This window comes from Burkholderia humptydooensis (assembly GCF_001513745.1).
In the GTDB taxonomy this organism is placed as follows: Bacteria; Pseudomonadota; Gammaproteobacteria; order Burkholderiales; family Burkholderiaceae; genus Burkholderia; species Burkholderia humptydooensis.
The window spans coordinates 2,392,083-2,410,038 of the sequence record NZ_CP013380.1; the positions used below are offsets into that span (position 1 = coordinate 2,392,083).

A 17,956-nucleotide genomic window follows, 5' to 3' on the forward strand; every position below is an offset into this window, starting at 1 on the left:
CTCAGAGAATTTATGTCGGATCCCTCTTCCCCGCGGCCCGATCAGGATCTGGCCCTGTACCAGATCAACGACAGCGTCGGCTACCTGATGTCGCGCGTGAAATCGCTGATGACGAACATGGTCACGCAGCGCACGCAAACCGAGCTCGGCATCACCGGCACGCAGGCGACGATGCTGTTCATGCTTGCCGTCGGCAAATGCTCGACGGCGGCCGAGCTGGCGCGCGAGTACGGCATCGACGCGAGCGCGATCACGCGGCTGCTCGATCGCGTCGAGAAGCGCGGCTTGCTGCAGCGAGTGCGCAGCAGCGAAGACCGGCGCGTCGTGCGGCTCGAGCTGACCGACGAGGGACGCGAACTCACGAAGCGCATGCCGGTGATCTTCCGCAGCGTGCTCGATCAGGTGCTCGACGGCCTCACGCCCGAGGAAGTCGGCTTCCTCAAGAGCATGCTGCGCCGCATTCTCGTGAATTCGGGCGAATGCCCTGGCGCGACCGGAAGCCCGTCATAAATATTGCCGCAACAATCAATTTAGACAGATAAATGTAAGGAAATCCTTGCAGTGTCCATTATTCATTCCGAGTCAGATTCCGAGTCAGGAAACCCAGCGATGAAAACCTTCCCGTTATCCGCTTGCCGGACCGCCACGGCCGTCGCGGTCGCCGCGCTGGCGCTCGCGGGATGCGCGAACTATTTCGGCATCAAGAGCGACAAGACGATCGCGCCCGCGGCGCAGTTCGAAAGCGCGCAGAGCCTGCCCGCGCAGGGCGGCCAGTGGCCGTCGCTCGACTGGGCGAGCCAGTTCGGCGATCCGCAGTTGCCGAAGCTGATCGACGAGGCGCTCGAAGGCAATCCGACGATCGCGCAGGCGCAGGCGCGCCTCGCGAAGGCGTCGTCGTACATCGAGTCGTCGCGCTCGACGCTCCTGCCGAAGGCGGACGCTCAATACTCGTGGACCCGCGAGCTGTATTCCGGCAACGCCCTCGTTCCGCCGCCCTTTGGCGGCCAGTGGTACAGCGAGAACAACGCGCTCGCGAGCGCGTCGTGGGAACTTGACCTGTGGGGCAAGAACCGCGCGCGCCTCCATGCGGCCGTGTCGCAGGAAAAGGCCGCCGAAGCCGACATGCAGCAGGCGCGCGTGACCCTCGCGACGTCGGTCGCGCGCACGTACAACCAGCTCGCGCAGCTATACGCGCTGCGCGACATCGCCGAGCACGAGATCTCGAACCGGCAGACGGTCGGCAAGATCACCGACGGCCGCGTCGGCGCGGGTCTCGACACGAATGTCGAGCGCCAGACCGCGCGCGGCAACATCGCGACGAGCCAGTCGACGCTGTCCGATCTCGACGGCCAGATCACGAACGTCCGTTATCAGCTCGCCGCGCTGCTCGGCAAGGGCCCGGACCGCGGGCTGCAGATCGCCGCGCCCGTGCTGAGCCCGGGCGGCGCCGTCGCGCTGCCGGACAGCCTGCCCGCCGATCTCGTGTCGCGCCGCCCGGACCTCGTCGCCGCGCGCTGGCAGGTCGAGGCGGCGATGCACGACGTGAAGGAAGCGAAAGCCGAGTTCTTCCCGGACATCAACCTCGCGGCGGGCTTTGGCTTCGACGCGTTCGGCTGGGGGCGATTCCTGAACTTCGCGAGCCGCCAGGCGCAGTTCGGCCCGGCGATCCATCTGCCGATCTTCGACGGCGGCGCGCTGCGCGCGCAGTTGAAGGGCCGCTACGCGGACTTCGATCTGTCGGTCGCGAACTACAACCAGACGCTCGTCAATGCGCTGAACGACGTCGCGACGCAAGTCGCGTCGATCCGCTCGGTCGACACGCAGATGGGCGACGCGCAGCGCGCGCTCGACGCATCGACGCGCGCATACGAGCTCGCGGTGATCCGCTACAAGGCGGGCCTGTCGCCGCAGTTGCAGGTGCTGAACGCGGACAGCAACCGGCTCGCCGCCGAGCAGACGGTGACGAACCTGAAGATGCGCCGCCGCGACCTGCAGATCGGCCTCGTGAAGGCGCTCGGCGGCGGCTTCGACGCCACCGGCACGCCGCTCGCCGCGCCCGCGCCCGCATCGGCGCCGGCCGCGGCCGCGCAGCACGCGTCGAACTGAACCGAATCATTCCCGGCACGCCGCCGGATATCGCTTTAATCGCCTAGATACAAGACGGAGAAACTCGCCATGAGCGACCCTCAACAAAACGCAGCGCCCGCGCAGCCGCAGAACAACGGCAAGCGCAAGCGAATGATGACGCTGCTCTTCGTGGTGATCGCGATCGCCGCGATCGCGTACGGCCTCTATTACCTGCTCGTCGCGCGCTTCCACGAAACCACCGATGACGCATACGTGAACGGCAACGTCGTGCAGATCACGCCGCAGGTGACGGGCACCGTGATCGCGGTGAAGGCGGACGACACGCAGACCGTGAAGGCGGGCGATCCGCTCGTCGTGCTCGATCCGGCCGATTCGCAGGTCGCGTTGCAGCAGGCCGAGGCGAATCTCGCGCAGACGGTGCGCCAGGTGCGCGGCCTCTACGTGAACGACGACCAGTACCGCGCGCAGGTCGCGCTGCGCCAGTCGGATCTGTCGAAGGCGCAGGACGACTTGCGCCGCCGGCTCGCCGTCGCGCAGACGGGCGCCGTGTCGCAGGAGGAAATCTCGCACGCGCGCGACGCGGTGAAGGCCGCGCAGGCATCGCTCGACGCCGCCGACCAGCAGCTCGCGTCGAACCGCGCGCTCACCGCGAACACGACTGTCGCCGATCACCCGAACGTGCTCGCCGCCGCCGCGAAGGTCCGCGACGCGTACCTGAACAACGCGCGCAACATGCTGCCCGCGCCCGTCACGGGCTACGTCGCGAAGCGCTCGGTGCAGGTCGGCCAGCGCGTGTCGCCGGGCACGCCGCTGATGTCGGTCGTGCCGCTCTCCGCCGTGTGGGTCGACGCGAACTTCAAGGAAGTGCAACTGAAGCACATGCGGATCGGCCAGCCGGTCGAGCTGACGGCCGACATCTACGGCTCGTCGGTCAAGTACCACGGCAAGGTCGTCGGCTTCTCGGCGGGCACGGGCGCGGCGTTCTCGCTGCTGCCGGCGCAGAACGCGACGGGCAACTGGATCAAGGTCGTCCAGCGCCTGCCGGTGCGCGTCGAGCTCGATCCGAAGGAGCTGAAGGAGCATCCGCTGCGCATCGGCCTGTCGATGCAGGTCGACGTCGACATCAAGGACGAAAGCGGCAACCAGCTCGGCAACGTGCAGAACACCGTCTACGAGACCGACGTGTTCGCGAAGTACGGCGACGATGCGAACGCGGAGATCGCGCGCATCATCGCGCAGAACGCGGGCAGCGGCGCGCCGGCCGGCGCAGTTGCGCCGACGCCGGCGGCGAAGGTCGTCAGCGGCCGCGCATCGAACCTGATGTAAGCGCCCCCCGGCCGAACCAGCATGGCACAGCCACACGCTCCCCTTCCTCCGCTCAAGGGCGGACAACTGATACTCGGCACGATCGCGGTATCGCTCGCCGTGTTCATGAACGTGCTCGATACGTCGATCGCCAACGTCGCTATCCCGACGATCTCGGGCGACCTCGGCGTATCGTCCGACCAGGGCACCTGGGTCATCACGTCGTTCGCGGTCGCCAACGCGATCTCGGTGCCGCTCACGGGCTGGCTCACCGATCGCATCGGCCAGGTGCGCCTCTTCCTCGCGTCGATCATGCTGTTCGTGATCTCGTCGTGGATGTGCGGCCTCGCGCCGACGCTGCCGTTCCTGCTAGCATCGCGCGTGCTGCAGGGCGCAGTCGCCGGACCGATGATCCCGCTGTCGCAAGCGCTGCTGCTGTCGAGCTATCCGCGCGCGAAAGCGCCGATGGCGCTCGCGCTCTGGTCGATGACGACGCTGATCGCGCCCGTGGCAGGCCCGATTCTCGGCGGCTGGATCTCGGACAATTACTCGTGGCCGTGGATCTTCTACGTGAACATTCCGGTCGGCATCGCCGCCGCGGCCGTCACGTGGATGATCTATCGCAGCCGCGAGTCGGCCGTGCGCCGCGCGCCGATCGACGGCGTCGGGCTCGCGCTCCTCGTGATCTGGGTCGGCTCGCTGCAGATCATGCTCGACAAGGGCAAGGACCTCGACTGGTTCGCGTCGACGACGATCGTCGTGCTCGCGCTCACCGCGCTGATCGCGTTCGCGTTCTTCGTCGTCTGGGAATTGACGGCCGAGCACCCGGTCGTCGACCTGTCGCTGTTCCGGATGCGCAACTTCTCCGGCGGCACGATCGCGCTGTCGGTCGGCTACGGCCTCTACTTCGGCAACCTCGTGCTGCTGCCGCTCTGGCTGCAGACGCAGATCGGCTACACGGCCACCGACGCGGGGCTCGTGATGGCGCCCGTCGGCTTCTTCGCGATCCTGCTGTCGCCGCTCACGGGCAAGTACCTGTCGCGCACCGATCCGCGCTACATCGCCACGGCCGCGTTCCTCACGTTCGCGCTGTGCTTCTGGATGCGCTCGCGCTATACGACGGGCGTCGACGAATGGTCGCTGATGGCGCCGACCTTCGTGCAGGGGATCGCGATGGCGGGCTTCTTCATCCCGCTCGTGTCGATCACGCTGTCCGGCCTCCCAGGCCACCGGATTCCGGCGGCGTCGGGCCTGTCGAACTTCGTGCGGATCATGTGCGGCGGCATCGGGACGTCGATCTTCCAGACCGCGTGGGACCATCGGAACAACTTCCACCACGCGCAGCTCGTCGAGCAGGCGACCCCGTACAACCCGACCTTCAACCAGGCGGTCACGCAGATGGGGCAGCTCGGGCTCACGCGGGACCAGGCGCACGGGCTCATCAACAACATGGCGACGCAGCAGGCCGCGCAACTGGGCGTGAACGATCTGTTCTACATCTCGGCCGCGATCTTCGTGCTGCTGATCGCGCTCATCTGGATCACGAAGCCCGAGCGCGCGGGCGGCGGCAACTCGAGCGCGGCGGCGTCGGCCGCGCACTGAGCAGCGTCCCGCGCCGTTCGCGGCGCGCGAAGCGAAACGCCCGGCTTTCGAGCCGGGCGTTTTCGTTGTGTCGACGCGATGCGACGCGATGCGATACGCGGCGCGAATGCGCGGCTACGCGCCCGTCACGACGAGCCGCTCCGGCGCAAGCACGCCTTCCGACGCGCGCGCGACGCCGAGCAGCCGGTCATCGGCATCATAGACGCGCACGCGCTCGCCTTCGTTCGCCTCGGGTCGCGCCGCGAGCTCGGAGAGCTTCAGCCGCTGGCCGTGCAGAAAACGCTTCGCGAGCGCCGCGTCGAGCGTCACGAACGGGAACGTCGACAGCAGCGCGTCGACGGGCGCGAGCCGCGCGTCGCGCTCGTCCTGCGTCGCGGCGTCGAGCGCATCGAGCGTCACCGCATGCTCGAGCGTCAGCGAGCCGACGCCCGTCCGCCGCAACATCGTCAGATGCGCGCCGCAACCGAGCGCCGCGCCGATGTCCTCCGCGAGCGTGCGCACGTATGTGCCCTTGCTGCACGTCACGCGAAACGTGACGTCGGGCAGCGCGCACGACAGGAGCTCGAGCGAGCGGATCGTCACCGTGCGCCCTTCGCGCTCGACCGTCTGGCCGGCGCGCGCGTATTCGTAAAGCGGCTTGCCGTCGCGTTTGAGCGCCGAATACATCGGCGGCACCTGCACGATGTCGCCGACGAAGCGCGCGAGCGCCGCGCCGACCGCTGCTTCGTCGCAGGTGATGTCGCGCGTGTCGAGCACGTCGCCTTCGGCGTCGCCCGTCGTCGTGCGCACGCCGAGCCGCATCGTCGCTTCATAGGTCTTGTCGGCGTCGAGCAGATCCTGCGAGAACTTCGTCGCTTCACCGAAGCAAAGCGGCAGCAGCCCCGATGCGAGCGGGTCGAGCGTGCCCGTATGGCCCGCCTTCTTCGCAAGATACAAACGCTTCGCGCGCATCAGCGCGTCGTTGCTCGAAAGCCCGACCGGCTTGTCGAGCAGCAGCACGCCGTCGAGCGCGCGGCGGGCAATCCGGGGGCGGGGCGAAACAGTCGTCATGGTCAGCGCGCAATGGCTCGTGCGATGCTCAGTCGTCCTTCGCGCGCGTCGCGTTCGCCTCGTCGATGAGGCGCGACATCGCGACGGCCTTCTCGATCGTCTGGTCGTAGTGGAAATGCAGCGTCGGCACCGTATGAATGTGCAGGCGCTTGAAAAGCAGATTGTGCAGATGGCCGGCCGCATGGTTGAGCGCTTCCTGCGTGTCCGCGGGATTGCCCGTGAGCGCGGTGAAGTAGACCTTGGCGTGCGCGTAGTCGGGCGTGAGCTCGACCGACTGGATCGTCACGATCCCGATGCGCGGGTCCTTGACCTCGCGCATGATGAGCTCGGACAGATCCCGCTGGATCTGATCGGCGATCTGCACGTTGCGATTGGGAGAACTGCGTTTTTTCGACATGATAAATCCGTCATCCGGTTGATCGGCGAAGCGCGCGACACCGTTCATGAAAATGGGCGGGGCGGGCCCAAGCCCGACCCGCCCATTCAAGCCGTCACGCCGGCGTTACAGCGTACGCGCGACTTCCGTGACTTCGAACACCTCGAACTGGTCGCCTTCGACAATATCGTTGAAGTTCTTGATCGACATACCGCATTCGAAACCCTGCTTCACTTCCTTGACGTCGTCCTTGAAGCGCTTCAGCGAATCGAGCTCGCCCGTGAAGATCACGACGTTGTTGCGCAGCACGCGCACCGACGACGAGCGCTTGACGATGCCGTCCGTGACCATACAGCCGGCGACCGCGCCGACCTTCGGCACCTTGAACACCTGGCGCACCTCGACCATGCCCGTCACGACTTCGCGCTTCTCCGGCGCGAGCATGCCCGACATCGCCGCCTTCACCTCATCCACCGCGTCGTAGATGATGTTGTAGTAGCGGATGTCGATGCCGTTCGCCTCGGCGAGCTTGCGCGCCTGGGCGTCCGCACGCGTGTTGAAGCCGATGATGACGGCCTTCGACGCGGTCGCGAGATTGACGTCGCTTTCGCTGATGCCGCCCACCGCGCTGTGCACGATCTGCACGCGCACTTCGCTGGTCGACAGCTTGAGCAACGATTGCACGAGCGCTTCCTGCGAGCCCTGTACGTCCGCCTTGATGATGAGCGGCAGGTTCTGCACTTCGCCTTCGCCCATCTGCTCGAGCATGCTTTCGAGCTTCGCCGCCTGCTGCTTCGCGAGCTTGACGTCGCGGAACTTGCCCTGACGGAACAGCGCGATTTCGCGCGCCTTGCGCTCGTCCGGCAGCACGATGACTTCCTCGCCCGCGCCCGGCACTTCGGACAGGCCCTGGATCTCGACCGGAATCGACGGGCCGGCTTCCTTCGTCGGCTTGCCGTTTTCGTCGAGCATCGCGCGCACGCGGCCGTAGGCCGTGCCAGCGAGCACGACGTCGCCGCGGTTCAGCGTGCCGGACTGCACGAGCACCGTCGCGACCGGGCCCTTGCCCTTGTCGAGCTTCGCTTCGATCACGATGCCCTTCGCCGGCGAATCGACGGGCGCCTTCAGCTCCAGCACTTCCGCTTGCAGCAGCACGTTCTCGAGCAGCTCGTCGATGCCCGCGCCCGTCTTCGCCGACACCGGCACGAACGGCGAATCGCCGCCGTACTCTTCCGGCACGACGCCTTCCGCGACGAGTTCCTGCTTGACGCGATCGGGGTTCGCGTCCGGCTTGTCGATCTTGTTGATCGCGACGACGATCGGCACCCCGCCCGCCTTCGCGTGCGAGATCGCTTCCTTCGTCTGCGGCATCACGCCGTCGTCGGCCGCCACCACCAGAATGACGATGTCGGTCGCCTTCGCGCCGCGCGCACGCATGGCCGTGAACGCTTCGTGACCCGGCGTATCGAGGAACGTGACGACGCCGCGCGGCGTTTCGACGTGATACGCGCCGATGTGCTGCGTGATTCCGCCCGCTTCGCCCGCCGCGACCTTCGCGCGGCGGATGTAGTCGAGCAGCGACGTCTTGCCGTGGTCGACGTGACCCATGACGGTGACGACGGGCGGCCGCGGCAGTTGCTCCGCATCGCTGCCGACTTCGCCTTCGACGAGCAGCGCCTCCGGATCGTCGAGCTTCGCGGCGAGCGCGCGGTGGCCCAGTTCCTCGACGACGATCATCGCCGTTTCCTGGTCCAGCACCTGGTTGATCGTGACCATCTGGCCCATCTTCATCATCACCTTGATGACTTCCGATGCCTTGATCGCCATCTTGTGCGCGAGATCCGCGACGGAGATGGTCTCCGGCACGTGCACTTCACGCACGATCGGCTCGGTCGGCGCCTGGAACGACGACCCGTTGTCCTGATGCTTGCCGCGCCCCTTCGGGCCGCCGCGCCAGCCACGGTCGACGCCGCCGCTCGAATCGCCGCGCGTCTTGATGCCGCGGCGCTTCGCAGCGTCGTCCTGCCAGGGGCCCTTGCCTGCGCCCGGCTTCTTGTTGCGGTCGCCCGCGGGCGCGGTGGCGGGCGCCGCCGCGCCGCTTGCCGGCTTCTTCGCCGCAGGACGGGCCGCAGCCGCCTCGCCGGCGGGCTTCGCCGGCTTGTGCAGCGTGCCCTTCGCCTCGGCCGCCTTCGCAGCCGGCTGCTCGGCCGGCTTCGGCGGCTCGACCGCCTTGACCTGCGCGCGGCGCGGCGTGTTCATCATTTCGCGGATCGCGCGCGCTTCGGCCTCGGCAGCTTCGCGGCGCTTGCGAATCTCTTCCTGCTCGGCGCGCGCCTTGTCGGCCGCTTCGCGCGCAGCGTCCTCGGCCTTCTTCGCCGCTTCGCGCTGTGCAGCGCGCTCGGCAGCCGCGCGCGCTTCGTCCTGAGCGGTCTGCTCGCTCTGCTCGCGCTGCGCTTCCTCGCGAGCCGCCGCGGCCTGCTGCGCGGCTTCCGCCTGCGCTGCCGCCGCGCGCTTCGCCGCAGCCTCTTCTTCCGCGCGGCGGCGCTCAGCCTCGGCCGCTTCCTCGCGCGCGCGGCGCTCGGCTTCCTCGCGCTCGAGACGCTCCTGGCGCTCGCGCAGTTCCTGCGCCTGCTTCGTGAGCAGCTCGGCCTCGCGGCGCGCTTCTTCCTCGCGGCGCTTCAGCTCGGCTTCCGCCTGCTCGTCGGTCTGCGCCTGAGCCTGGTCGGCGCCCGTCTCGCTCACGTCGTCGCGCTTGACGAACGTGCGCTTCTTGCGCACCTCGACCTGAATGGTACGAGCCTTACCCGTTGCGTCGGCCTGCTTGATCTCCGACGTGTGCCGGCGAGTCAGCGTGATCTTGCGCTTGTCGCCATCGGACGCACCGTGCGACTTGCGCAAATGATCGAGCAGACGCGCCTTGTCCGTCTCCGACAGCGCATCGTCCTCGCTCGCTTTCTGGACGCCCGCTGCCTGCAGTTGTTCGAGCAGCACACCAGCAGGCATTTTCAGTTCCGCGGCAAATTGGGCTACGTTGTTACTCGCCATTCATTCCTCTTAGTGCAAGGACCGATTCCTTGCGGTTAGCATCGGGTCAGGCCTTCCGGCCGCCAGCAAATCAGTGCGCCATGGTCATTTCTCACTGGAACCAGTGTTCGCGCGCCTTCATGATCAGCGCCTTCGCGGCTTCCTCTTCCATGCCGGTCATGTCGACCAGCTCGTCCACGGCGAGCTCCGCGAGATCGTCGCGCGTCTGCACGCCCTGCTCGGCCAGCTTCGTGAGCAGTTCGGCCGTGACGCCGTCGAGGCTCTTCAGATCGAGGGCAGCCGTCTCGACCTTCTCCTCGTTCGCGATCGCCATCGTGAGCAGCGCGTCGCGCGAGCGGTTGCGCAGCTCGTGGACGGTATCCTCGTCGAATGCCTCGATTTCGAGCATTTCGTTGAGCGGCACGTAGGCGATCTCTTCGAGGCTCGTGAAGCCTTCGTCGACGAGGATGTCCGCGACTTCCTCGTCGACGTCGAGGCGCGCCATGAACAGGCCGCGCAGCGCGTCGCGCTCTTCATTCTGCTTCTGGGCGGATTCGTCCGGCGTCATGATGTTGATCTGCCAGCCGGTCAGTTCGCTGGCAAGACGCACGTTCTGGCCGCTGCGGCCGATCGCGACAGCCAGTTCGTTCTCGTCGACGACGACGTCCATCGAATGCTTTTCTTCATCGACGACGATCGACTGGACGGCCGCCGGCGCGAGCGCGCCGATCACGAACTGGGCAGGATCCTCCGACCATAGCACGATGTCGATGTTTTCGCCACCGAGCTCGTTGCGCACGGCCTGCACGCGCGAGCCGCGGATGCCGACGCACGTGCCGATCGGATCGATCCGCTTGTCGTACGCGACGACGCCGATCTTCGCGCGCACGCCCGGATCGCGGGCCGCCGCCTTGATCTCCAGAAGCCCCTGCTCGATTTCCGGCACTTCCATCTCGAAGAGCTTCATCAGGAATTCGGGCGCGGTGCGCGACAGCTCGATCTGCGGGCCGCGGGCGGTGCGGTCGACCTTCGCGATGTACGCGCGCACGCGGTCACCCACGCGCAGGTTTTCCTTCGGAATGAGCTGGTCGCGGCGCAACAGCGCCTCGACGCGGCCCGACTCGACGATGAAGTTGCCCTTGTCGAGGCGCTTCACCGTGCCCGTCATGATCTTCTCGCCGCGCTCGAGGTAGTCGTTCAGGATCTGCTCGCGCTCCGCGTCGCGCACCTTCTGCAGGATCACCTGCTTCGCGGCCTGCGCGCCGATCCGGCCGAACTCGATCGACGGCACCGGCTCCTCGATGTAGTCGCCCACCTCGACTTCGGGCTTCTGCTCGCGCGCCTCGAACAGCAGGATCTCGCGATCCGGCTCCTGCAGGCCCGCCTCGTCTGGCACGACGAGCCAGCGACGGAACGTCTCGTGTTCACCGCTCTCGCGATCGATATGCACGCGGATCTCGGCGCCTTCGTCGAACAGTTTCTTGGAAGCCGACGCGAGGGCCGCTTCGAGCGCGCCCAGCACGACGTCCTTGTCGACGTTCTTCTCGCGCGCCAGCGCATCCACCAACATCAACACTTCGCGACTCATTGTTTGCGGCTCCTAAAGTCAACGTGCGGAATCAGGCGGGCTTTGTCGATGTCCGCCAGCGTGAAATCCAGCATGGCCGCCTCGCCCTTCTTCCTCTCAAATTCCAAACCGATCGTCTCGCCGTTCGGCGCGTGCAGAATGCCCCGGTACGTCTTGCGCCCGTCCAACGGCTTTTTCAAGGTGATGACGGCCTCGCTGCCCGCGAAACGCGTGAAGTCAGCCAGCTTCTTCAACGGCCGGTCGAGCCCCGGTGACGAGACCTCGAGCCGTTCGTAATCGATGTTTTCGACCGTCAGTACGTGCTGGAGCTGACGCGTGACCTTTTCGCAATCGTCGATCGTAATGCCGGCGGGCTGATCGATGTAGACGCAGACCATGCCGCGCCCGGTGCGCTCGAGATCGACGAGCTCGTAGCCGAGCCCCGTGACCGTAGTTTCTATCAGTTCCGTCAGTTGCACAGTGTCCTCTCAGGTGTCCGCGCCCGCCCCTCGCGATTCACCCGCTGAACGCGCGCCTTAGCCGGCGCAGGAAGCGCTACCCGAGATGCCCAACCGTTTCGGCAAAAAAAAATGGGCGCAACGCCCATCTTGTTACCGGTGGTCGCACCTGAGCTACACATCGAATCCGTACGCCCAGCGACTCCGCGATTATAGCGATTTTTGGCCCGAACGCAAAGCTCGGCCCCGCAAAATCAGCCGAAAACGGCGATTTGGCGGGGCACTCGCAACGCTCGCCGCGGTTGCGAATGCCGTTCTCACCCGCTCAGCGGCTGCGCGAACGATTGCGCTGCTGCGGCGTACGCTGGCCGCCGCGTGCGCCGCCTTCGGCGCGATTGCCGTTCGGGTTGCGGCCGCCCTTGCCGGCGCCGCGCTTGTTGGCGCCCGCGCCGCCGTAGGACGCGCGGTTGCCGTCGACGTCGCGGCCGCCCTGGCGCGGCGCGCCGCCGCCGTAGCCCGGCAGGCCCGCGTAGCCGCCCAGCCCCGCGCCGAAGCCGCCGCCCGCCGGGCCGCGGCGGCCGCGCCGCGGCTGGTCGAGCTGGCCGTGAGTCGTCAGCACGGGTTCGCGATTGATGAAGCCCATCGACGTCTGCATCGGATCGGGCTGGCGGCGCTCGGTCGCGCCGCCGCGCTTGCCCTTCTCCTCGGTCGGCGCTTTCAGGCCGACCGTCGACATCAGGCGCCGCACCTGCGCCTCGTCGAGCTCCTCCCAGCGGCCGCGCTTCAGCCCGCGCGGCAGCGGAATCGGGCCGTGGCGCGTGCGGATCAGGCGGCTCACCATCAAGCCGACCGCATCGAACATCCGCCGCACCTCGCGGTTGCGGCCTTCGGCGAGCGCGACGTGATACCAGTGATTCGTGCCTTCGCCGCCGCCGTCGCGGATGCGCAGGAAGTTCGCCGGGCCGTCATCGAGCTCGACGCCGTGCAGCAGCTTCTGGCGCGACGCCTCGGACAGCTCGCCGACGACGCGCACCGCATACTCGCGCTCGACGCTGTAGCGCGGGTGCATGAAGCGGTTCGCGAGGTCGCCCGACGTCGTCAGCATCAGCAGGCCCTCGGTATTGAAGTCGAGGCGGCCGACCGCGAGCCATTTCGCGGTCTTCATCGGCGGCAGCCGGTCGAACACCGACGGGCGGCCCTCCGGATCCGCGTGGCTCACGATCTCGCCCGTCGGCTTGTGGTACAGCAGCACGCGCGGCGGCTTGTTCGGCAGCTTGCGCTTGACCGGCTTGCCGTTGATCCGGACCTGATCGGTCGGCATGATCCGCTGGCCGATGTGCGCCGGCTCGCCGTTCACCGACACGCGGCCGGCGACGATGAGCTCTTCCATCTCGCGGCGCGAGCCCATGCCGGCTTCCGCGAGCACCTTGTGCAGCTTCGGCGCGTCGTCTTCCGGCGACAGCACGCGCTTCGGCTGATTCTGGCGGCCCCGGCGCAGCATCGGCGCGCGCACGCCACCGCCCGACGCGTTGTTGTCGGCGTCGAACGCGGGTGAAATCACGTAGGCAAATACATCGTCCTGGGCCGCCTCGGCGGACGACGGGGCCGGCGCAGCCGGCGCGCCCCGCTTCGCCTGGCCGCCTTGCCGCGCCGCGCCTTCGCGCTTGCCTGCCGCCTTGCGCGGCGCCTTCGCCGCGGCGTCCTTGCTGCGCGGCGCGCGAGCCGGCGCTTTCGCTGCGTCGACGCCCGCGCCCGCGCCGGCGTCGGCCGCCGGCGCCGCTTCAGCGCTTTCCGCCGCGTCGGTATTCTTCGACTTCGCGGCCGCTCGGCGGCGCGCGATCAAGCTGCGCGGCCCGCGCCGCAAGCCGCGGCGCGGGCGGTCTTCGCCGCCCCCGTCCGCAGCGGACTGCTCGGGTGCGCCGTCGGCGCGCGCCGTCGCAACGGCATGCGCAGATTCGGACGAATCGATGTCGTGGGTATCAGTCAAAACAACCTCAAAATGTCAGGTCTCGCGCCCGTCGCGGGCACGGCTGGGGTTCGGCCGCCCGTCTCAGGCGCGACGCTTCGCAGGCTCTTCTTCTTCGTCCTGCTGCGCGCGCTCGGGGATCGCCTCGCTTGCACTGCGCACGGCGTCGGCGAGACTGCCGGACGTGTCGTCCAACGCCTCCTCCGCGTGCGCCCGGACCGGCTCGGCATCGTGCGGGATGCCGCCGATCGCGCCGTGGTCTTCCTTCGTCGCTCGGCCCGCCGCCGGGTCGGCGGCCGCCTCGCGGGTTGCTGCGTGTGCCGCGTCGGCAAGCTCCGCGCCCGGCCGCGCGACGGGGTTTGCGCTTTCGTTCGCCCGTGCGGGCGATTCGGTGCGCTCGCCGCCGCCGGCGGCAACGCCGGCCGCTTCTTCGGCATGCGGCGCCATGACGGCGTCCGCTGCATCCTGCGCATCATCCTGTGCGACCGCGTGCTCGTGCGACGCAGTCGTGTCGGCTGCTTCACTGCCCGCCGACGCCGGCTCGGTCATTCCGCCCGATTCGATCTCGCGAGCGGCGTGGCCGGCCGCCTGCCCGGATGCGCTGTCGCCGCACGGCGCATCGACGTCCGCATCGGCGCCGGCTCGGTCGTCATTATCGGCCGGATCGACGATCCGTGCTGCCGAACCGTCCATCCCTCCGGATCGCGCAGCGCCCGCGCTCGTCGATGCGGCATCCGCTTGCGCCGGCTCATCGCCGGCCCGCGTCGCGCCTTCGCGCGGCGAAACCGTCGGATCGGCTGCCAGCCCAGCGAGCTCGCCCGCTTCCGCGCCGGGCACGTCGGCAAGCACCTCGCCGACGCCGCGCACATCATCGGGAAAGTCGATCGCCTGCTGCGCGAGGAGGCTCGCCTCCAGATGCGCGGCCGGCTCCTCGAGCGCCGGCAGATCGTCGAGCGCCTTCAGGCCGAGGTCGTCGAGAAACTGCTTCGTCGTTGCATAGAGCGCCGGACGGCCCGGCACGTCGCGATGACCGATCACCTCGATCCAGCCGCGGTCCTCGAGCTGCTTGACGACCTGCGTGTTCACCGTGACGCCGCGAATTTCCTCGATGTCACCGCGCGTGACCGGCTGCCGGTACGCAATGATCGCAAGCGTCTCCAGCACGGCCCGCGAATATTTCGGCGGCTTCTCCGGATGCAGCCGGTCGAGATACGCGCGCATCGCCGGCTTGCTCTGGAAGCGCCAGCCCGAAGCGAGCGCGACGAGTTCGACCCCACGTCCGGTCCATTCCTGTTTCAGATCTTCGAGCAGTGTTCGGACTGTGTCCGCCGACACGCCGTCGGCAAAGAGCTTGCGCAAATCGCCGAGTTTCAGCGGCTCCTGCGCGCAGATCAAAGCAGTCTCGAGGACGATTTTCGCCTCTTGGGTATTCATGCAGCTAGGTCAGACCCTGTGGTCAAACGAACCGGATCAATCGAACAGACGAAAGGAACGGAAGACGCGCTCGCCCGATTCTGATCGGTCATATTGATGGGAGCACGAACCGGGGGCGGCGAACCAACTCTCAAGCCCAACCCGAACCGGACGGAACAGCGCGGAACCATGCCGGAACCGCGTGACTGAGCGCCATCTTACGCAAAATTGACCGGTGCGTAAAGACAAAGAACGTACGGCAAAAGACATATCCCCGGCGCGCCGCCGGCCACGAAAACGGCCGCGGGCGCCGCCTTTGCCGCGCCCGCGAATCGCCGCTCCACGCCGGCAAACGGCGATCCGCCCCGAAACCGGGCGCCCCGCGCGAACGACGCGTCGAGACGCCGGAAAGTCTGTGTGCGACACATCGTCAGCCCAGATCCTCGACACGCGCCGGCATTTCCTTCACGAGCCCCCAGACCGCGTCCGCCGCCGGCGACAGCGAGCGGTCGCGCCGCCGAACGAGCTCGACGGTGCGCTCGGCGCGAGGCGTCAGCGGCCGCGCGACGAGCGACGAGCCGGCCGGCAGCGGCAGCGACAGCCACGGCAGCACGCTCACGCCGACGCCCGCCTCGATGAGGCCGAACACCGTCGCCGAATGGCCGAGCTCCTGCACGACGCTCGCCGCAACCCGATGCGCCGCGAGCGCCGCGTCGATCAGCGGCCGGCTGCCCGATGCGTAGTCGAGCAATACGAGCCGCTCGCCCGCGAGCGCCGTCCACGGCACGCGATCGCGCGCGGCGAGCGGATGATCGGCGCGCGCGACGAGGCAAAACGAATCGGTCATCAACGGCTCGCTGATCAAATCGTTCGTCGCGAGCGGCCCGATCACGACGCCGAAATCGACCTCGCCCGATTTCACCTTGCGCAGCACGTCGCTCTGCACGTCGTCGCGCAGACCGAGCGTGACGAACGGAAAGCGTCGCTCGCACGCGGCGACGATGCGCGGCATCAGCCGGCACGCTATCGTCGGGCTTGCCGCGACGATCACGCGCCCGCGACGCTGCTCGCCGATCTCGCGGATCTCGCGCAGCGTATCGTCGAGGTCGCCGAGCAGACGCGACACGCTCGCGATCAGATTGGCGCCGACGTCGGTCAGTTGCACGTCGCGCGTGGTTCGGTCGATCAGCTTGAGTCCGATCTCGCCTTCCAGCTCGCGCACCGAGCGGCTCACGGCCGACTGCGTGAGACCGATCTCGTCGCCCGCCCGGCTGAAGCTCTTGAGCCGCGCGACCTCGATGAACACGCGCAACTGCCTGAGCGTGATATTCATGGGATTCCCTCATCAATCGGACGCATCGATGCGCGATTGTATTGCGTCCTGACTATCTCGTGCCGTGTGTCGGTGCGGTGCAGCACTCGGCTGAAACGCACGTCTCACGGGCCGGACTGCACAAGATTGGTGATTGTCCTTATTTGCTCGACGGTCATTTTGGCGTCTTATACGCCCCTAGCTGACGCGGCTGTCAGCTAGCTGCCAGGCGGCTTTGGGACGGTCGTCGCCAACATGGCACGCTTCCTGCATTAGCAGGCGCACAGGGCTGCGGGCGTTCGGACTTCTCGCGGCGGATCGCGCAACATCCGCCGCCTCATGGAGCCGATGCCCTCACCCGGCACTCGCTGGACGAGTGCTCGACGAGTGCGCGGCGCAGGGCGGCGCACCGGAGTTAGCTTCGCTGAGGTGAGGACATGATGCTGTTCGACGATTTGAGAGACAACGAATGGGCGCTGCTCGAGGGACTGTTCTGCTCCGAGCCCGCACGCAGTGAGCGCCGCGGTCGTCCCCGCGTGGAAGCCCGCTCGGTGGTGAACGCCGTTCTCTGGGTGCTGTCGACGGGCGAAGGCTGGTCGAAGCTGCCCGGCCGCTATCCGTCGCCGCCGACTTGCCGTCGACGCTTCGACGAATGGCAGGCCGACGGCACGCTCGCCGAAGTGGTGAAGCGCCTCGGGACGAGCGGCCGCCAGATCTCGCTGCGCGGACGCATCGGCGCAAGCGCGGTCAAGCCGCCCGCGCCGCCGAGCCGCGATCGACTGCGCGGCGCCTTCTGGACCAATCCGGAATCCTGGCGCGCTCCCGTCAAGATGGCATGAATTCTATTTCTGGGCGGCACTGGCCGCCCAGAATCGTTTTCGGCGCCCCTTCGGCACACGGCCGCCTGTTCGCTCGGACTCCTGACGACGCGATCCTGCGAAACATCTATTTACTAATATTTACAGCGCGCCTTCGCTCCCCCGCTTAACTTAGCGATATATGAACGAGCCGTTCGACGGCTTGAAAGGGAGCTTCCAACGATGAAACCCATGTCACTGCTCACGGCATGCGGCGTTGTCGTTTCGCTGGCGCTCGCCGCTCCTTCACGCGCCGACTCATTTCCACCCAGACAACACGGTCAGCAGGAGCAAGTCACCCGCTCGCAGGCCCGTGCGGCCGCGCCAAGTGCGCGACCCAATGCGCCGCGCGGCGATCTGCGCGGTGACATCGTGAGCAACGCACGCGCGCACAACGACGCGCAACGCCCGCCCAACGATTCGAACCATCACTGACGCCGCGCCAGGAAAAATCCGCGCGCCCGGGAACTGCGCGACGCACGCCGAGTCAGATGGTTGCCATGAGCACAGCGTGGCAGCAGCAATGTACCCGGTACCGCCCGTATCCTCGCGATACGGGCTTTTTTTCGCGCGAAAGAGGCGGTGCGCGGCAGTGCTATAAGCGGCTTTCGAGAATCGACACGGCGCTCGCTTCGCTGAGCGCGTAGTCTTCGATTCGGCGAGCCTCCCAATCGGGCTGCCTCTCGTCTCGTTCGAGCCGAGCGAATTCGACTCGCCCGTTATCCGTCAAAACGGCAATATCGACGGGCGCGTGGAAACCGGGCGCGGGCGCGACAGTCTTCTGCCGAACCGTATCCATCAAGCCGAGCGCACGCAGGTATTCGAATACACCCGGACGCCTCGCCCACGGAACCTGACGGTACTGGACGCGCCTGAGCGCGTCGAGCACTGCTTCGTTGGAATACGTGGCCATCTCGATTCTTTCTTAAAGTGCGGCG

General features: G+C 67.4%; 14 protein-coding genes and 1 pseudogene. 6 read left to right on the forward strand and 9 right to left on the reverse strand.

All coding sequences use genetic code 11. The features are described 5' to 3' along the window. Window positions 1-12 precede the first annotated feature (12 nt). The 4 genes from AQ610_RS10750 to AQ610_RS10765 all read left to right on the forward strand — a co-directional run bounded on the left by AQ610_RS10750 (window position 13) and on the right by AQ610_RS10765 (window position 4,995). Window positions 13-510 carry a MarR family winged helix-turn-helix transcriptional regulator gene (locus AQ610_RS10750; RefSeq protein ID WP_009912638.1) on the forward strand — a complete coding sequence of 166 codons (498 nt, stop codon included), beginning with the start codon at window positions 13-15 and terminating at the stop codon, window positions 508-510. Window positions 511-609: 99 nt separating this feature from the next. After that, entirely contained in the window at window positions 610-2,106 is a 1,497-nt protein-coding gene (locus AQ610_RS10755; protein ID WP_006026538.1) for an efflux transporter outer membrane subunit, read from the forward strand. Window positions 2,107-2,175: 69 nt separating this feature from the next. Then, window positions 2,176-3,414 carry an HlyD family secretion protein gene (locus tag AQ610_RS10760; protein ID WP_006026537.1) on the forward strand — a complete coding sequence of 413 codons (1,239 nt, stop codon included), beginning with the start codon at window positions 2,176-2,178 and terminating at the stop codon, window positions 3,412-3,414. 21 nt (window positions 3,415-3,435) lie between these two features. Further along, complete coding sequence (locus tag AQ610_RS10765) at window positions 3,436-4,995, forward strand: DHA2 family efflux MFS transporter permease subunit (protein WP_015602236.1); 1,560 nt, start codon at window positions 3,436-3,438, stop codon at window positions 4,993-4,995. A 114-nt stretch (window positions 4,996-5,109) separates the two neighbouring features. Here the strand turns inward: AQ610_RS10765 and truB are convergent, their stop codons facing one another. The 8 genes from truB to AQ610_RS10805 form a co-directional block, all read right to left on the reverse strand. Then, window positions 5,110-6,018 carry a tRNA pseudouridine(55) synthase TruB gene (truB, locus tag AQ610_RS10770; protein WP_231748965.1) on the reverse strand — a complete coding sequence of 303 codons (909 nt, stop codon included), beginning with the start codon at window positions 6,016-6,018 and terminating at the stop codon, window positions 5,110-5,112. 55 nt (window positions 6,019-6,073) lie between these two features. Beyond that, window positions 6,074-6,442 carry a 30S ribosome-binding factor RbfA gene (gene rbfA / locus AQ610_RS10775; protein WP_009891499.1) on the reverse strand — a complete coding sequence of 123 codons (369 nt, stop codon included), beginning with the start codon at window positions 6,440-6,442 and terminating at the stop codon, window positions 6,074-6,076. A 105-nt stretch (window positions 6,443-6,547) separates the two neighbouring features. After that, the gene (gene infB / locus AQ610_RS10780; protein WP_043282578.1) at window positions 6,548-9,466 is read right to left on the reverse strand and encodes a translation initiation factor IF-2; all 2,919 of its coding nucleotides are present in this window, start codon (window positions 9,464-9,466) and stop codon (window positions 6,548-6,550) included. 91 nt (window positions 9,467-9,557) lie between these two features. Continuing rightward, window positions 9,558-11,033, reverse strand: coding sequence for a transcription termination factor NusA (nusA, locus tag AQ610_RS10785; RefSeq protein WP_009912647.1), 1,476 nt, complete (start codon window positions 11,031-11,033; stop codon window positions 9,558-9,560). Continuing rightward, window positions 11,030-11,491 (reverse strand): ribosome maturation factor RimP, encoded by a 462-nt coding sequence (gene rimP, locus AQ610_RS10790; RefSeq protein ID WP_004193908.1) that lies wholly within the window; start codon window positions 11,489-11,491, stop codon window positions 11,030-11,032. The genes nusA and rimP overlap by 4 nt, the downstream gene beginning before the upstream one ends. Window positions 11,492-11,795: 304 nt before the next feature. Next, window positions 11,796-13,457: a 23S rRNA pseudouridine(2605) synthase RluB gene (rluB, locus tag AQ610_RS10795; RefSeq protein ID WP_043282576.1), complete on the reverse strand. Its 1,662-nt coding sequence runs from the start codon at window positions 13,455-13,457 to the stop codon at window positions 11,796-11,798. A 63-nt stretch (window positions 13,458-13,520) separates the two neighbouring features. Next, complete coding sequence (scpB, locus tag AQ610_RS10800) at window positions 13,521-14,870, reverse strand: SMC-Scp complex subunit ScpB (RefSeq protein WP_043282575.1); 1,350 nt, start codon at window positions 14,868-14,870, stop codon at window positions 13,521-13,523. 409 nt (window positions 14,871-15,279) lie between these two features. After that, entirely contained in the window at window positions 15,280-16,182 is a 903-nt protein-coding gene (locus AQ610_RS10805; protein ID WP_006026529.1) for a LysR family transcriptional regulator, read from the reverse strand. A 419-nt stretch (window positions 16,183-16,601) separates the two neighbouring features. On the opposite strand from AQ610_RS10805, the pseudogene AQ610_RS10810 reads away from it, so the two are divergent. Together AQ610_RS10810 and AQ610_RS31785 are read left to right on the forward strand one after the other, a co-directional pair. Then, window positions 16,602-16,997 (forward strand): annotated as a pseudogene (locus AQ610_RS10810) (transposase); the annotation flags it as partial. Between the two features lie 204 nt (window positions 16,998-17,201). Further along, window positions 17,202-17,453, forward strand: a complete 252-nt coding sequence (locus AQ610_RS31785) for a hypothetical protein (RefSeq protein ID WP_009912653.1) — start codon at window positions 17,202-17,204, stop codon at window positions 17,451-17,453. A 160-nt stretch (window positions 17,454-17,613) separates the two neighbouring features. On the opposite strand, the gene AQ610_RS10815 is transcribed toward AQ610_RS31785, so the two are convergent. Next, window positions 17,614-17,931, reverse strand: coding sequence for a hypothetical protein (locus tag AQ610_RS10815; protein ID WP_009912654.1), 318 nt, complete (start codon window positions 17,929-17,931; stop codon window positions 17,614-17,616). Between the last annotated feature and the right edge of the window lie 25 nt (window positions 17,932-17,956).

What these genes read in the sequence shown, in the direction of transcription:
- AQ610_RS10750 (WP_009912638.1), top strand. Translation starts at nt 13, where the DNA reads ATGTCGGATCCCTCTTCCCCGCGGCCCGATCAGGATCTGGCCCTGTAC.
- AQ610_RS10755 (WP_006026538.1), top strand. Translation starts at nt 610, where the DNA reads ATGAAAACCTTCCCGTTATCCGCTTGCCGGACCGCCACGGCCGTCGCG.
- AQ610_RS10760 (WP_006026537.1), top strand. Translation starts at nt 2,176, where the DNA reads ATGAGCGACCCTCAACAAAACGCAGCGCCCGCGCAGCCGCAGAACAAC.
- AQ610_RS10765 (WP_015602236.1), top strand. Translation starts at nt 3,436, where the DNA reads ATGGCACAGCCACACGCTCCCCTTCCTCCGCTCAAGGGCGGACAACTG.
- rbfA (WP_009891499.1), bottom strand. Translation starts at nt 6,442, where the DNA reads ATGTCGAAAAAACGCAGTTCTCCCAATCGCAACGTGCAGATCGCCGAT.
- infB (WP_043282578.1), bottom strand. Translation starts at nt 9,466, where the DNA reads ATGGCGAGTAACAACGTAGCCCAATTTGCCGCGGAACTGAAAATGCCT.
- nusA (WP_009912647.1), bottom strand. Translation starts at nt 11,033, where the DNA reads ATGAGTCGCGAAGTGTTGATGTTGGTGGATGCGCTGGCGCGCGAGAAG.
- scpB (WP_043282575.1), bottom strand. Translation starts at nt 14,870, where the DNA reads ATGAATACCCAAGAGGCGAAAATCGTCCTCGAGACTGCTTTGATCTGC.
- AQ610_RS10805 (WP_006026529.1), bottom strand. Translation starts at nt 16,182, where the DNA reads ATGAATATCACGCTCAGGCAGTTGCGCGTGTTCATCGAGGTCGCGCGG.
- AQ610_RS31785 (WP_009912653.1), top strand. Translation starts at nt 17,202, where the DNA reads ATGAAACCCATGTCACTGCTCACGGCATGCGGCGTTGTCGTTTCGCTG.
- AQ610_RS10815 (WP_009912654.1), bottom strand. Translation starts at nt 17,931, where the DNA reads ATGGCCACGTATTCCAACGAAGCAGTGCTCGACGCGCTCAGGCGCGTC.